Raw genomic sequence first — 14,236 nt, forward strand, 5'->3', positions numbered from 1 at the left:
GACCCAAGTGCGTGACGTAGATCACGTGATGTGGGTAATGTCCAGAGAGATGTGCCGGCTGATGCACGACCATCCCAGCGGCCCGTGCGCCCGGCACCGCGAGGAAGGAGCCTCAACGTGGCGAGCTCACGCATGAAGCGCGGCCTGGTGACGACGACGTCGGTGGCCGCCGCGCTGACCCTGACGGCCTGCCTGCAGAACCCGAACGCAGGGTCGGGTTCCGGCGGGTTCAACGCCGACGCCGAGCCGGAGGAGGGTGACGGCGTCGTCACCGTCCTCGGCGCCTTCGGCGGACCCGAGGAGGAGGCCTTCAGGGCCTCCCTCGAGGCGTTCACCGAGGAGACCGGCATCCAGGTCGAGTACGTCCCCGACCAGGACTTCACCACGACGATCCTGCTGCGGGTCGGCTCGGGAGACGCCCCCGACGTCGGACTCTTCCCGCAGCCCGGTGGCGTGCTGCAGATGGCCGCCTCCGGCGACATCGTCCCGATCGACATGTTCCTCGACTACGACTCGCTCGACTCGACGCTGGTCCCGGGCTTCCTCGACTCGGCGCGCTACCAGGGCCGCGTCTACGCCGCCCCCATGCGCATGGCGGTCAAGTCGATCGTCTGGTACCCGAAGAAGGCCTACGAGGAGGGCGGCTGGAACACCGAGCCCGCCACCCTCGAGGAGCTCGACGAGATCGCCGAGCAGATCAAGGCCGACACCGGCGCGGCACCGTGGTGCATCGGCTGGGAGTCGGCGCAGGCCACGGGGTGGGTCGGCACCGACTGGGTGGAGGAGTACATGCTCCGCCTGCACGGGCCCGACGTCTACGACGACTGGATCTACCACCGCATCCCGTTCAACGACGAGCGCGTCGTGGAGGCCATCCAGGCCTACGACGACCTCGCCAACAAGGAGGGCAACGTCCTCGGCGGGCGGGACGGCGTCCTGTCCACCTCCTTCGACGCGGCGATGACGCCGGCCCTCGAGGACCCGCCCGCGTGCTACCTCATGCGGCAGGGCAACTTCGCGGCCAGCTTCTTCCCGCCGGAGGTCGCCGAGAACCTCGACGAGGAGATCGGCATCTTCATGTTCCCGCCGGCCGAGGACGGCTACGACGGCGTCCCGGTGCTGGGCGGTGGCGACCTCGCGGCGGCCTTCTCCTACGACACCGACACGGTCGAGTTCATGCGCTACATCACCTCCGACCAGTTCGGTGCCGAGGCGGCGCAGCGCGGTGGCTGGCTCAACCCGCACACCACCTTCGACCAGGAGAACTATCCCGACGAGATCACCAAGCAGATCGCCCAGATGGCCTACGAGGCCGACGTCTTCCGCTTCGACGGCTCGGACGTCATGCCCAAGGAGGTCGGCTCCGACTCGTTCTGGAAGGGCATGGTCGACCTGCAGAGCGGTGACCGCACGCCGCAGCAGGTGGCGGACGCCATCGAGTCCAGCTGGCCGACGGGCGGCGACGACGGTGCAGCGGAGACCGGTGACGGGCGATGAGCTACTCGCACACCCCTCCACCCGTCGGTGACGACACGAGTGTCGTCCCCGACGAGCGTGCGGACGAGGCGCCGCCGCAGGCGGCGGTGCCCGACGACCAGGGGCTGCAGCCCGTCAAGCTCCTGATCGGCGTCGTGGGCGTGGCCTTCACCCTCTGGGCCATGTTCAACCTGTTCCTCGCGTTCGCCTACTACCCCGGCTGGTTCTTCGACAGCAAGATCCTCATGGGGGTCCTCGGCCTCGTCGCCGGGGTCGGCGGCGCGGCGCTGCTCTTCTACTTCATCAACGTCGCGATCGAGGCCTTGCCGCGCAAGCTCGAGCACGGGCTGATCCCCTACGCCTTCCTGCTGCCGGGGTTCTCGCTCATCGGGCTGATGCTGCTCTTCCCGACCGCCCAGACCATCCACTACAGCTTCGCCAACGCCGACAGCACGGCCTACGTGGGGCTGCAGAACTACCGTGACCTGTTCACGGACCGGGCGTTCTGGTCGGCGATCCTCAACAACTTCCTGTGGATCGCGATCGTCCCGGCGGTCACGGTCGCGATCGGTGTGGTCGTGGCGGTGATGGCCGACAAGCTGTCCGCCCAGGGCGAGAAGTGGGCCAAGAGCTTCATCTTCCTGCCGATGGCCATCAGCTTCGTCGCGGCGTCGGCGATCTGGCTGACCTCGGTCTACGCCTACCAGGCGCCGGGGCGGCCGCAGACGGGCGCGCTCAACGCGATCGTGGACCTCTTCGGCGGCACGCCGCAGAACTGGCTCTCGATCGACACGGCGCGGCTCAACAGCCTGCTGCTCATGGTGATCCTCGTCTGGCTGCAGACGGGTTTCGCGATGGTGCTGCTGTCGGCGGCCATCAAGGGCGTCCCCGAGGACACCCTCGAGGCGGCCCGCATCGACGGCGCCTCGGAGTGGCAGATCTTCTGGAAGGTGATCATCCCGCAGATCAAGGGCACGATCATCACGGTCTTCATCACCGTGCTGATCCTGGTGCTGAAGGTGTTCGACATCGTCTACGTGCTGACCAACGGTCGCAACAACACCGACGTCATCGCGAACATGTTCTTCAACCAGCTCTTCGCCCGCGGTCAGGCCGGCGTCGCCAGCGCCCTCGTCGTGGTGCTGCTGATCCTGGTCATCCCGATCCTCATCTACCAGGTCAAGCAGTTCCGCGAGCAGGAGGCACAGCGATGAGCGCGACGACAGAGTCGGCCCCCACGGCCCAGGAGGTCATGGCCACCCGGCGTCGCAACGCGGGCCGGATGAAGGACGGGCGCCCCCGCAGCCCCGTCGCGATGATCGTGATGCTCCTGCTGGTGGTGCTGTGGTCGCTGCCCACGATCGGTCTGCTCATCACCAGCTTCCGCACCCGGTCGGCGGCCGAGACCTCCGGCTGGTGGGAGGCGCTGTGGGTCGGCGGCTGGACGACCCAGAACTACCGGGCCGTCTTCGAGCAGGCCGACCTCGGCACCGCCTTCCTCAACGGGATCCTGGTGGCCGTGCCCGCGACGATCATCCCGATCATGTTCGCGGCGTTCGCCGCCTACGCGTTCACGTTCATGGACTTCAAGGGCAAGGACGTGCTCTTCATCGTGATCGTGGCCGTCATGGTGGTGCCGATCCAGGTGGCCTTCCAGCCGCTGCTCGACCTGCTCGGCCCGCGCGGCCTGGGCATCTCGGGCCAGTACCTCGCGGTCTGGCTGCTCCACACCGGCTTCGGTATGCCGCTGTGCATCTACGTCCTCCGCAACTACATGGCCTCGCTGCCGTTCAGCGTCGTCGAGTCGGCGCGGATCGACGGGTGCTCCAACTTCCAGATCTTCTGGAAGCTCATCGCCCCGATGGCGATGCCGGCGATGGCGGCCTTCGCCACCCTGCAGTTCCTGTGGGTCTGGAACGACCTGCTCATCGCCAAGCTGTTCCTGACCAACAACAACACGACCGTCATCGTCAAGCTGCAGCAGCTGCTGGGCACCCAGGGTCAGGGTGCCGAGCTGCTCACGGCCGGTGCCTTCATCTCGATGGTGCTGCCGATGATCGTCTTCTTCGTGCTCCAGAACTTCCTGGTGCGCGGTATGACGTCGGGCGCGGTCAAGGGCTGAGCCCCGGTCCGCCGGTCCGCACCACGGGCGGGCGTCCCCCTCGGCGGGGGCGCCCGCCCGTCGGCGTGCTCTGGCCTAGTCTGTGCGCCATGAAGCTCGCCGACCTCGCCGCCGCCCTGGGTTCCTCCCTCGACGACCGCACCGGTCACGTCGGTGAGACCGTCGTCACCGGCGTCAGCCACCAGGCCGACTGGATCCGCCCCGGCCAGGCCTTCGTGGCCATCAAGGGCGCGCGCTTCGACGGGCACGACTTCATCGGCGAGGCCGCCGAGGCCGGCGCCGTCGTCGTGATCGGCGAGGGCCTGCCGCAGGGCGCGATCTGCCCGCTGCCGTACCTCGAGGTCCCGCACGCCCGCGCCGCGCTCGCCGACGCCGCGACCGCGATCCTGGGCCGCCCGAGCGACGACCTGGTCGTGCTGGGCGTCACCGGCACCGACGGCAAGACGACCACCTCCTGCCTGGCCCTCCACCTGCTGCGCGCCACCGGCCGCCCCACCGGGCTGCTGTCCACGATCGGCTACGAGCTGCCCGACGGCCTCCTGCGCCAGCCGCCCTCGCACTTCACCACTCCCGAGGCGCCGCAGGTGCAGCAGATCCTGCGCGACATGCTCCGCCACGAGGCCACCCACGCCGTGGTCGAGTCGTCCTCCCACGCGCTGGCCATGGACCGGGTCCGCGGCGTCTCCTACGACGTCGGCATCTGGACCAACCTCACCGGGGAGCACCTCGACTTCCACGGCACGATGGAGCAGTACTTCGCCGACAAGGCCAAGCTCGTCCAGCGGGCCGCGCACAGCGTGCTCAACGTCGACGACCAGCCGTGGTTCGACCGGCTCCTGCCGCTGGCGACCGAGGGCGGCCGCGCCGTCACCACCTACTCCGCCGAGGGCTCCGACGCCGACTGGCGCGCGTCCGACGTCGTGGAGGGCGCCGAGGCGATCACCTTCACGCTGCACGCCCCCGACGGCGAGTTCGCCGCCTCGCTGCCGATGATCGGCCGCTTCAACGTCGCCAACGCGCTCGCCGCGATGGCCGGGGTCGCTGCCACCGGCGTCGCGACCGCCGACCTCGTCGAGGCGCTCGCGTCCTTCGGCGGCGTCGCCGGGCGCATGGAGATGGTCGAGCGCCACCCCGGCGAGCCGCGCGTCATCGTCGACTTCGCCCACACGCCGCCCAGCCTGGAGAAGGCGCTGGAGACCGTGCGCGTGACCACCGACGGGGCGCTGTGGGTCGTCATCGGCTCCGCCGGAGGCCCCCGCGACCCCTCCAAGCGCGCGCCGCTGGGCGAGGTCGCCACCCGCCTGGCCGACCACGCGGTCTTCTCCGAGGAGGACCACCGCACCACGCCGCTGCAGGAGATCCTCGACGAGATGGAGCGCGGCGCCCGTGAGGCCGGCCGCGACAACTTCGTCTCGATCGGCGACCGCGTGCAGGCGATCCGCCACGTCGTCTGCAGCGCCGCCCCGGACGACACCGTCCTGCTGGCCGGCAAGGGTCCGGAGGAGACCCTCGAGCGTGACACCGAGACGATCCCGTGGGCGGAGATCGAGGAGGCCCGCACGGCCCTCCGCATCCGCCGCGACGGCGGCTGCGCGTAGCGCTTCGTCCCGGCGACATGCCCAATCTCGTCGGCCCGAGCGTGCACGTGCTCGCTCCAGCCGGTCCAGCCGGGCGTGTCGCCGGGACAGACCAGGCTGGGCGGCGACGGCATACCCCTCTGAGGCACCTCTGAGGTAGGGAGACCGGCGCGATCTGAGGTAGTCGGCCGGGCAGAGATAGGGATCTCGTCCGATGTCCCGGCCTACCTCAGAGGACGAATCTTGCTGGTGTCGGGCCCGTCCGGGTCCGTCAGCGAGAGGAAAGACCATGTTCGTCACCAGTGCCTTCCTGGACGTCGAGAACACCTACCGTCGCGAGCAGCTCCGCCGCGCGTGGGGTGGCGGCCGGCTCCTGGGCCTGCGCCGTCGCGTCCGAACCGCCAGCGCTCGCCGCGCTCACCGGCCGGAGCACCTCGCCCGCCGCGGCGCCGTCGTCGGGGCCCGGTGAGCACCGACACGTCGCCCGCCACGGCCCATAAAGGACTGGACCTGTCCGTGCTGGCCGCGATGATGGGGGACGTGACACCACAGGAGCGCGCATCGACGCCGCTGCTGGGCCGCGACCGAGAGCTCGCGGAGCTGCAGGCGAGGGTCGGTCTCGGGGACGACCCGAGGCCGGCCCCCGTCGTGCTCGGCGGCGACGCCGGCGTCGGCAAGACCCGGCTGCTGCGCGAGCTCGGCGCGCGCGCCCGCGGACAGGGCTGGCGCGTGCTCGTCGGCCACTGCCTCGACTTCGGCGACAGCGCGCTGCCGCTGCTGCCCTTCACCGAGATCCTCGGCCGGCTCGACGACGACGCCCGCGACCTGGTGGCGTCGCTCGTCGCCCACCACCCCGGCCTGGGCCGCCTGCTGCCCGCAGGGCGCGTCCTGAGCGCCGCGCACGGCCGCGACCAGGACGCCTTCGACGGGCTGGCCACGTCCGGCCCCGCCTCGCGCACCCTCGCCGACGGCGCCCCGCTGCTGCCGCGCGAGACCGACGAGGGCGCCGTCCGTGCCGACCTCTTCGAGTCGCTGCACGCCGCGCTCGAGGCGCTGGGCGCCGACCGCCCGCTGCTGCTCGTCGTCGAGGACGTGCACTGGGCCGACCGCTCCACCCGCGACCTGCTCGCGTTCCTCTTCGCCCGCGGCTTCACCACGCCCGTCTCGGTCGTCGCCTCCTACCGCGCCGACGACCTGCACCGCCGCCACCCGCTCCGCCCGGCCGTGGCCGAGTGGGGCCGGATGCCCGCAGTGCACCGCATGCACCTCACCCCGCTCGAGGACGCCGACGTGCGGGCGCTCGTCCGCGCGGTGCGTCCTGGCCTGGCCGACGGCCGCGCCGTCGAGGAGATCGTCCGCCGCGCCGAGGGCAACGCCTTCTTCGCCGAGGAGCTCGTCGTCGCCCGCGAGCTCGGCGACGACGCCCTGCCGACCGACCTCGCCGACCTCCTGCTCGTCCGCCTCGACCGGTTGCCCGACGACGCCCGCGCGGTCGTTCGCGCCGCGGCCTGCATCGGGCGCCGGGTCTCCCACACGATGCTGGCCGAGGTCGTCGACCTCGCCGGCTCCGCCCTCGACGAGGCCCTGCGCGCGGCGGTCGAGGCCAACATCCTGCTGCCGCAGCCCGACGCCAGCTACTCCTTCCGCCACGCACTCCTCGGCGAGGCGGTCTACGACGACCTGCTGCCGGGCGAACGCGCCCGCATCCACGCCGCCTGCGCCCGCGCGCTGGGCGACGGTCGCGTGCCCGGTGCTGCCGCCGAGCTCGCGCGCCACGCCCGCGCCGGCCACGACCCCGTGACCGCGGTCCGCGCCTCCGTGCAGGCGGGCGAGGAAGCTCTGGGGGTCGGCGGTCCCGACGAGGCGGCCCGCCACTTCCTCACGGCGCTGGAGCTGCTCGACGTGCCCGGCGTGGCCGAGCGCGCCGAGGTCGCTCGCACGTCGGTGGTCATCCAGGCGGCCGAGGCGCTCGTCACCGCCGGGGAAGGTCCCCGGGCCGTCAAGCTGCTGCGCTCGGAGGCGGGCCCCGTCGGGGGTGGCCGCGCCGACGGCGACCACCCCGCCACCGTCGTGCTCTCCGGCGGGCTCGTGCCCGTCGCCGGCCCCACGGGCGCCACCGACCCCGAGGCCTCCGCCCGCGCCGACCTGCTCGTCGCGCTCGCCCACGCCGCGCTGCTCGTCGACGAGCCTGGCGTCAGCGCCCTGGCCGCCAGCGAGGAGGCCCTCGACCTGCTGCACGACGAGCGCACCAAGCGGCGCGCCCGCGCGCTCGCCGTCCACTCCCGCGCGCTGGCCGAGCGCGGCCGCTTCGAGGTGGCGACCCGTGCGGCGACCGCGGCCTCCGAGCTGGCGGCCGAGCTGGGGCTGGAGCGCCTGCAGGACGAGGCGGCGACGATCCTGGGACGGCTCAAGTCGTTCGTTGGCGAGCCCGACGCGGCGGTCGAGGCGATGTCCGACGTCATCCGCCGGCTGCGCCGCTCCAGCCACACCATCGGCCTGGTCCGGGCGCTGCACCAGATGGGCGGCATCCTCTACGAGCAGGCCTGCTACGAGGAGGCCCGCCCCTACTACCGCGAGGCCGTCGAGCTGGCGCGCGAGCACGGCCGGCCCTGGGCGCCCTTCGGCTTCGACGCGCGCGTGCTGGGCGGCATCTGCGCCTATCTCGTCGGCGACTGGGGGGACGTCGACCGGCTGGCCGACGTCTCGGGCGAGACGCCACCCGCGGTGCTGGCGCCCATGCTGACGGGGCTGGGGCTCCATACCCTCGCCGGGCGGGGCGACCCCTCGGCGACGGCGGTGCTGGAGTCGCTGCCCCGGTCGACCTTCCGGGACGGCTGGGCCGTCGTGCTGGCGACCGGGCCGGCCATCGACGTCCGCGGCGACGCGGGCGACCTCGACGGCGCCATCGCGGCCTACGACCGGGCCACCTCGGCGGTCAAGGACCTCTGGCACGTCTCGAGCTTTCCCGCCCAGGTGCGCTTCGGCGCGCTGCTGCTGGGGCAGCTCGCCGCCCGTGCCGCGACCGCGGCCGGCCCCGAGCGCGACCGACTGGTCCTCGTGGGTGAACGCCTCGTGCAGGACCGCGAGGCCGTCGCGGGGCGGCGCCACGAGCTGGACCGCAAGGACGGTCCGGAGGGTGTGGCGTGGAACCTGCGCCACCATGCCGAGCACCTCCGCCTGCGCTGGCGGGCCGACGCCGACCCGCCGCCGCTCGACGAGCTGGTCACGGCCTGGGAGGCGGCGCTCGACGGCTTCGAACGGCTGGGACACGCCTACGAGCGGGCCCGCACGGCCTCGCGCCTGGCGTCGGTGCTGGTCACCGCCGGGCCGGAGCACGCCGCGCGTTCGCGCCAGCTGGTCGAGGAGGCCCGTGAGGTCGCCGAGCGCCTCGGTGCGCTGCCGCTGCTGGCCGAGCTGGGCGGCGTCGGGCGACGACGGCCGCGAGGTGCGTCAGGTGGATCCGCGACCGCTCCGGCCGCGTCGGCACGCCCCGCCCCGGTGGTCGAGCTGACGCCGCGCGAGCGGGAGGTGCTCGAGCTCGTCGCCGCCGGGCGCACCAACGGCGAGATCGGCCGGCAGCTCTTCATCTCGACCAAGACCGTGAGCGTCCACGTCTCCAACATCCTGGCCAAGCTCGGCGTGAGCGGCCGCACGGAGGCGGCGGCCGTCGCGCGGGAGCAGGGGCTGCTGGGCTGAGACGGGGGCTCGCGCACCCGCCCGGGCCGCCGGGGGTCTGGGCCGGCCCCGACCTCAGCGCTCGCCGAAAGCGGCCAGCACCTCCTCGCGGGGCACCTCGGCCAGCGAGCCGTGCATCCAGCGTGGCGAGCGGTCCTTGTCGACGAGCTGCGCACGCACGCCCTCGACGAAGTCGGGATGGGTCGCGAACGCCCGGCCCAGGACCAGGTCCTGCTCCAGCACCTGCTCCACCGTCATCGTCCGCGCCCGCCGCAGCGCCTCGAGGGTGACCGCGACCGAGTGCGGCGACCGCGCCGCGATCGTCCCGGCAGCCTCCTGCGCCTCGGGGGTGGCGTGCGCACGGAGCCGCTCGAGGATCGCCGCCGCGTCGTCGCCGACGTAGCACTCGTCGATCCACGACCGGTTGTCCTCGAGCCAGCAGTCCCCGTGCTGCTGCCCCACGACCTGGGCCAGCTCGCTGGCGGGTCGCGTCGGGTCCTGGCGCAGCGCCGCGAGCACCGCGTCCTTGGACGAGGAGGCGACGAGCACGTCGGCCATGTCGAGCGCGAGGGCGTCGGCCCCGCCGACCGGGGTGCCGGTGAGCGCCACGTGCGTGCCGATCTCGCCGGGGGAGCGGGACAGGAACCACAGGCCGGCCACGTCGGGGAAGAAGCCGATGATCGTCTCCGGCATCGCCAGCTGGGTGCGCTCGGTGACGATGCCCAGCGAGCCGTGCGCCGAGACGCCCACGCCCCCGCCCATGACGATGCCGTCCATCCAGGCGACGTAGGGCTTGGGGTAGGAGGCGACGAGGGCGTTGACGGCATACTCCGCACGCCAGTAGTCGACCGCCTCGTCCTGCCGTCCCTCGACGATCGAGGTGCGCAGCGCGCGCACGTCACCGCCGGCGCACAGCCCCCGCTCGCCGGCGCCGTCGATCACCACCGCGGCGATCGCGTCGTCGGCCGCCCATGCGCCCAGCCGGTCGAGCAGCGAGTCGATCGTGGGCCGGTCGAGGGCGTTGATGGCGCGGGGCCGGTTGAGGCGCACCCGCCCCAGGGGGCCGTCCACGGCATACAGGACCTCGTCGCCGTGACCGGGTGCCGGTGCCCAGGGGAGCAGGTCGTCGCTCTTGCTCATGCCTCCGCACTCTAACGGCGCACGTAGACTCCCCCGCATGGGTAAGGCATCACGCAAGAAGGGCCAGGCTGCTGGCACGAAGGCCGCCAGGCGCGCGCCCTACGTCGCGCGTCCGTTCGAGGGCCTGGCCGACGAGGCCGACTGGGTCGCGATGCGGGAGATCCTCCCCACCGCGACGGCCAAGGTCACCGTCGTCGTGCCGGAGAGCACCGAGGTCGAGGGCCGCCCCGTGCCGGCCGGCGAGCACGAGGTCACGCTGGTGACCGTCCTGCCCGGTGCCGTGCCCGCGGTCCACCGCGACACCGGCGAGGTGCTCGTGGCGATGCAGTCGCGCACCTCCAGCGGCGACGCCTCGCGCGACATCGCGCAGGCGCTGCTCGTCGCGCTCGCGTCCGAGCCCGGCTCCGCCATCAACTCCGTGCGCCCGGCGACCGCCGACACCCCGCGCCTGCAGGACCTCCTGCTCGAGGGGCAGCGCCTCGAGGTCACGGTCGAGGACGACTTCGGCTTCTGGCTCGGCGAGGACGCCACCGAGGAGCAGAAGGAGGCGCTCGCGGCGATGAACGAGAACGCCGTCCCGATGGTCCGCCTCGGGGGCGCGCCGTCGGCCTACTGGTGCCTCATGACCGGTCGCGCCTACATCCGCTGGATCCTCTCCGAGGACGAGGACACCGCCGTCCAGGCGATGGCCCGCCTGCAGGCTGCCGGCGAGCACACCCTCGGCGAGGGCAGCGAGCTGCTGGGTGCGTTCCGCGCCAACGGCCTGCTGGTGCCGGTGCTCGAGGTCGACCCGGCCGCCGAGCCGGCGTCGCACTCGTCCGCGCTCGCCGAGCTGCAGGCGCGTTACGAGAAGGCGCTGACCGTCGACGAGCCGCTGACCACCGACGAGCGCCGGGCCCGCGACGGCCTGATCTCTCGCCAGGTCACGCTGCGCTGACCTCCCGGGGTATGGCGTGAACGCACCTCTCCCCGCACGCGGCGTCGTCGCCGTCGTGCCCGCCAAGGACGAGGAGGCGCGGGTCGGCACCACCGTCGCCGCGCTGCGCCAGCTGCCCCGGGTCGAGCACGTCGTGGTCGTCGACGACGGCTCGCAGGACCAGACGGCGGCCGTCGCCGAGTGGACCGGTCAGGTCGAGGTCGTCCGCCACCCCCGCAACCGGGGCAAGGCGGCGGCCATGACCACCGGTGCCGCGCGCGCGGCCGAGCTGGCTCCGGGCGCCCCGGTGCTCTTCGTCGACGCCGACCTCGAGTCCTCGGCCGCCAACCTCGGGCCGTTGGTCGACGTCGTCCTGGCCGGAGAGGCGGACATGGCGATCGCCGTGCTGCCGCCGCAGGACCGGCCCGGCGGCGGCTTCGGGATCGTCGTGAGGACCGCTCGCGAGGGCATCGCGCGGCTGACGGGCTGGAGCCCCCAGCAGCCGCTGTCGGGCCAGCGCTGCCTCACCCGCGCGGCCCTCGACGCCGCGATGCCGCTCGCCTCCGGCTGGGGCGTCGAGGTCGGCCTGACCGTCGACGTGCTGCGCGCCGGTGGCCGCGTGGTCGAGGTCCCGTGCGAGCTGCGCCACCGGGTCACCGGCCGCGACCTCGCGTCGCAGGTGCACCGGGCCCGCCAGCTCGCCGACGTCAGCCGAGCGCTGCTGCAGCGCTCCGCCGCCGCGGGCCGGGTGGCCGGCCGGGCGAAGCAGGCGGGCACCCGCGTGGCGGGCCGTGCCGGCCGGTTGTCCCGGGCGGTCCCGCGCCGCGGCGGCACCTGGCACGAGCTGTAGGGGAGTCGAGGCCCGGTCACCGACCCGATCGACCGCGTCCCGCTGACACAGTGGTGAGTTGTGGTCGTCATGGTGACCACAAGTCACCACTCCGTCCGAGGCTCGAGCGAGGCCTCCTCAGCGTCGTGCGAGCGACCGCCCGAGGACGTGCAGCGCCGCCGCGACGAGCATGGCCAGCGCCAGCGCGACGACCGCGATGCCGGAGTCGTTGAGCGCCCACGCGAGCACGATCGCGACCAGCCCGGCGACGAAGGCCGGGTGTGTCCCGGGCTCCTGCCACAGCGGCGTCGACCACGCCGGGCGCCGGATCACGACGACCGCGACGAGCACGAGCGCGAGGACCGCGAGCCAGGACAACGGGTAGTCGAGCAGGATGCCGAGGCTCTGGTCGAGCTTGCGCCCGACGATTCCGAGGGCGTCGCCGTCGATCACGCTCTGCACGAAGTCGCCCAGGTGGGTCCGGCGCTCGGCCCCGCGCAGCCAGTCGAGGACCATCGCGAGCGCGGCCACGACCACGGCGACCGCGGCCAGACCGAGCAGGTTGCGGGCGCTCCACGGCACCCCGAGCGCGACGAGCAGCAGGAGACCGGCGGCGACCACGGTCGAGGGCACGCTGCCGAAGTCGGCCCCGGCCATCGGCGCGGCCCCGAGCAGCAGGAACGCCAGACCCAGCAGACCGACCGCCAGCGCGGCCTCGCGCGGGCCGGCCGGTCGGGGGGCGTCGGCGTCCCGACCCGCCCGGGCCGCTCGCGCACCGGGGCTCGCCACCCCCGCCCGCCCGGCCGCGTTCCCGCCGTCGGGACGCAGCCACGTCAGCAGGGCCGCGGCCAGCACGACGAAGGACCCCAGCGCGATCCCGTAGCCCACGTTGCCCTGCCCGTAGAAGCGCCCGGCCGTCAGCGGCTGCAGCCCGAGGACGGACACCAGCCCGAGACGCGCCGACCAGAGCAGGTCGACCCCGAGCACCGCCAGGGTCAGCGCCGCCACGGCGGCGGGCGGCCCCAGCGGCGAGGTCCGCCACGGACCCAGGAGGCCGAAGAGCGCGACCACCACGGCGAAGGCGACCACGTCGAGGGTCAGCATGGTCACGGGCGAGCCGGCCCGCCACCAGGGCACCAGCCCGGCGAGGAAGGTCGCCACGGGCACCGCCATCGCGAAGGTCACCACGGCGCGGAACCACGCGCCCCGCCGCAGCAGCGCCGTCAGCAGGAGCAGCGGGAAGACCAGGGCCGCGAGGATGCCGATCACCGGGAGGACCGACGACTTCGCCAGCGCGGAGGCGGTCGACAGGTCACGGGCCACCTCGACCTGGCGGTCGTCCGTCGCGTCCTCGATCGTCACCGGCTGCCCGGCGAGCAGCCCGTCGGTGTCGACGTCCGCGGGGTCGATCCCCGCCAGGTCGAGCAGGGTCGGCGTGAGGTCGGTCAGCTGCACGAGCCCCTCCTGCCGCGTGGAGCCCGACGACAGCAGACCGCTCCGCGCGTCCTCGGCCGGCACGACGATCAGCGCCATGGCCTCGGCCCGGTCGGAGGTGTGGCCCATCCCGACCACGACCAGCGTCGAGTCGGGTCCAAGCCCCGACAGCGCGCTGCTCACGACCCGGTCGGCCGCGGCCTCGGTCATCTTCTCGCCGGTGACCGGGTTGCCCGTGCTGCCCAGCTCGACGTCCTCGTCCTCGGGCTCGGCGACCGGCGCCGCGCTCACCAGGTGGATCGCGCAGATGTTCCCGTCCTCGCCGAAGAGCCGTGCCTCCCCGTCCGCGTCCGTCGCCCCGAGCAGCGCCGGGCCGCTCGAGGCCGACACGCAGGTGCCTCCTGCCTCGGCGAGCGCGGCCAGCGTGCCGAGCTCGCCCCGGAGGGACCGGTCGGCGGCGGCCTCCTGCCAGCGGCTCCACGCCTCCCCGTCCACCGCGTCCTCGGAGAGCAGGTCGCCGAGCGCGGCGGCGTCGGACCCGGCGTCGCCGCAGCCCGCGACGTCCGCCGCCGCCCGCTGCCCGGCCCCCAGCGTCAGCCAGGCGTCGGCCACGCAGGTCACCTCGTGGGTGCCGCGCAGCACCAGCGCTGCCGAGCCGCCGGAGCCTGCCAGGTTGCTCATGGTCGGCGTCATGTCGCGACTGATGAGGTCCCACGTCAGGTTGGGTATGCCGACCAGGACCACCCTGGGCGCGTCCAGGGGTTCGTCCGGCCCGCCGGTTCCGTCCTCGTCGCCCCCACCCTCCAGCACCGGGTCCGCCGTGCCGCCCAGCACCGCCGTCGGGTCGGTCAGCCGCGGCGCGGCCCCGATCCCCGACGCCGCGAGCGCGGCCAGCCACGACCCCAGCACCAGCAGCACGAGACCCCACGCCATCCGTCGCGCCCAGAACATCGGTGTCCTTCCCCGTCGCATCCCCGCAGGTCGGCCGCCACGGGAGGACCGGGGTCGGCCGGCCCCGCGTCGGCCAGCAGCATGGTGCCACGGCGGGTGGCGCGCTGACCAGCGTC

General features: G+C 73.5%; 10 protein-coding genes. 8 read left to right on the plus strand and 2 right to left on the minus strand.

Features of this window, described 5'->3' with window-relative positions:
• The first annotated feature begins 117 nt into the window (after positions 1-117).
• From FB476_RS00985 to FB476_RS17070, 6 genes are all read left to right on the plus strand, one after another.
• The gene (locus tag FB476_RS00985) at positions 118-1,497 is read left to right on the plus strand and encodes an ABC transporter substrate-binding protein (RefSeq protein WP_238329492.1); all 1,380 of its coding nucleotides are present in this window, start codon (positions 118-120) and stop codon (positions 1,495-1,497) included.
• Entirely contained in the window at positions 1,494-2,690 is a 1,197-nt protein-coding gene (locus FB476_RS00990) for a carbohydrate ABC transporter permease (RefSeq protein WP_141817131.1), read from the plus strand. The genes FB476_RS00985 and FB476_RS00990 overlap by 4 nt, the downstream gene beginning before the upstream one ends.
• Positions 2,687-3,598, plus strand: coding sequence for a carbohydrate ABC transporter permease (locus FB476_RS00995; RefSeq protein ID WP_141817132.1), 912 nt, complete (start codon positions 2,687-2,689; stop codon positions 3,596-3,598). Before FB476_RS00990 ends, FB476_RS00995 begins: the two co-directional genes overlap by 4 nt.
• Before the next feature lie 89 nt (positions 3,599-3,687).
• Entirely contained in the window at positions 3,688-5,196 is a 1,509-nt protein-coding gene (locus FB476_RS01000) for a UDP-N-acetylmuramoyl-L-alanyl-D-glutamate--2,6-diaminopimelate ligase (protein WP_141817133.1), read from the plus strand.
• 268 nt (positions 5,197-5,464) lie between these two features.
• A complete protein-coding gene (locus tag FB476_RS01005) occupies positions 5,465-5,644 on the plus strand; it encodes a hypothetical protein (protein WP_141817134.1) in 180 nt (59 codons plus the stop codon).
• On the plus strand, positions 5,641-8,871 hold the full coding sequence (locus FB476_RS17070; RefSeq protein ID WP_141817135.1) for a helix-turn-helix transcriptional regulator: 3,231 nt from the start codon (positions 5,641-5,643) through the stop codon (positions 8,869-8,871). The genes FB476_RS01005 and FB476_RS17070 overlap by 4 nt, the downstream gene beginning before the upstream one ends.
• 54 nt (positions 8,872-8,925) lie before the next feature.
• Here the strand turns inward: FB476_RS17070 and FB476_RS01015 are convergent, their stop codons facing one another.
• The gene (locus FB476_RS01015; RefSeq protein ID WP_141817136.1) at positions 8,926-9,990 is read right to left on the minus strand and encodes a 3-hydroxyisobutyryl-CoA hydrolase; all 1,065 of its coding nucleotides are present in this window, start codon (positions 9,988-9,990) and stop codon (positions 8,926-8,928) included.
• Positions 9,991-10,027: 37 nt separating this feature from the next.
• Between FB476_RS01015 and FB476_RS01020 the strand changes: the two genes are divergently transcribed.
• Positions 10,028-10,927: a DUF5926 family protein gene (locus tag FB476_RS01020; protein ID WP_141817137.1), complete on the plus strand. Its 900-nt coding sequence runs from the start codon at positions 10,028-10,030 to the stop codon at positions 10,925-10,927.
• A gap of 16 nt (positions 10,928-10,943) precedes the next feature.
• Positions 10,944-11,756: a glycosyltransferase family 2 protein gene (locus FB476_RS01025; protein WP_141817138.1), complete on the plus strand. Its 813-nt coding sequence runs from the start codon at positions 10,944-10,946 to the stop codon at positions 11,754-11,756.
• 117 nt (positions 11,757-11,873) lie between these two features.
• On the opposite strand, the gene FB476_RS01030 is transcribed toward FB476_RS01025, so the two are convergent.
• Positions 11,874-14,120 (minus strand): hypothetical protein, encoded by a 2,247-nt coding sequence (locus FB476_RS01030; protein ID WP_141817139.1) that lies wholly within the window; start codon positions 14,118-14,120, stop codon positions 11,874-11,876.
• Positions 14,121-14,236 lie beyond the last annotated feature (116 nt).

Origin of the sequence: Ornithinimicrobium humiphilum, assembly GCF_006716885.1 — a bacterium.
GTDB lineage: Bacteria > Actinomycetota > Actinomycetes > Actinomycetales > Dermatophilaceae > Ornithinicoccus > Ornithinicoccus humiphilus.

Coding starts and splice junctions, on each gene's coding strand:
- FB476_RS00990 (WP_141817131.1), top strand. CDS start 1,494: ATGAGCTACTCGCACACCCCTCCACCCGTCGGTGACGACACGAGTGTC.
- FB476_RS00995 (WP_141817132.1), top strand. CDS start 2,687: ATGAGCGCGACGACAGAGTCGGCCCCCACGGCCCAGGAGGTCATGGCC.
- FB476_RS01000 (WP_141817133.1), top strand. CDS start 3,688: ATGAAGCTCGCCGACCTCGCCGCCGCCCTGGGTTCCTCCCTCGACGAC.
- FB476_RS01005 (WP_141817134.1), top strand. CDS start 5,465: ATGTTCGTCACCAGTGCCTTCCTGGACGTCGAGAACACCTACCGTCGC.
- FB476_RS01015 (WP_141817136.1), bottom strand. CDS start 9,990: ATGAGCAAGAGCGACGACCTGCTCCCCTGGGCACCGGCACCCGGTCAC.
- FB476_RS01020 (WP_141817137.1), top strand. CDS start 10,028: ATGGGTAAGGCATCACGCAAGAAGGGCCAGGCTGCTGGCACGAAGGCC.
- FB476_RS01030 (WP_141817139.1), bottom strand. CDS start 14,120: ATGTTCTGGGCGCGACGGATGGCGTGGGGTCTCGTGCTGCTGGTGCTG.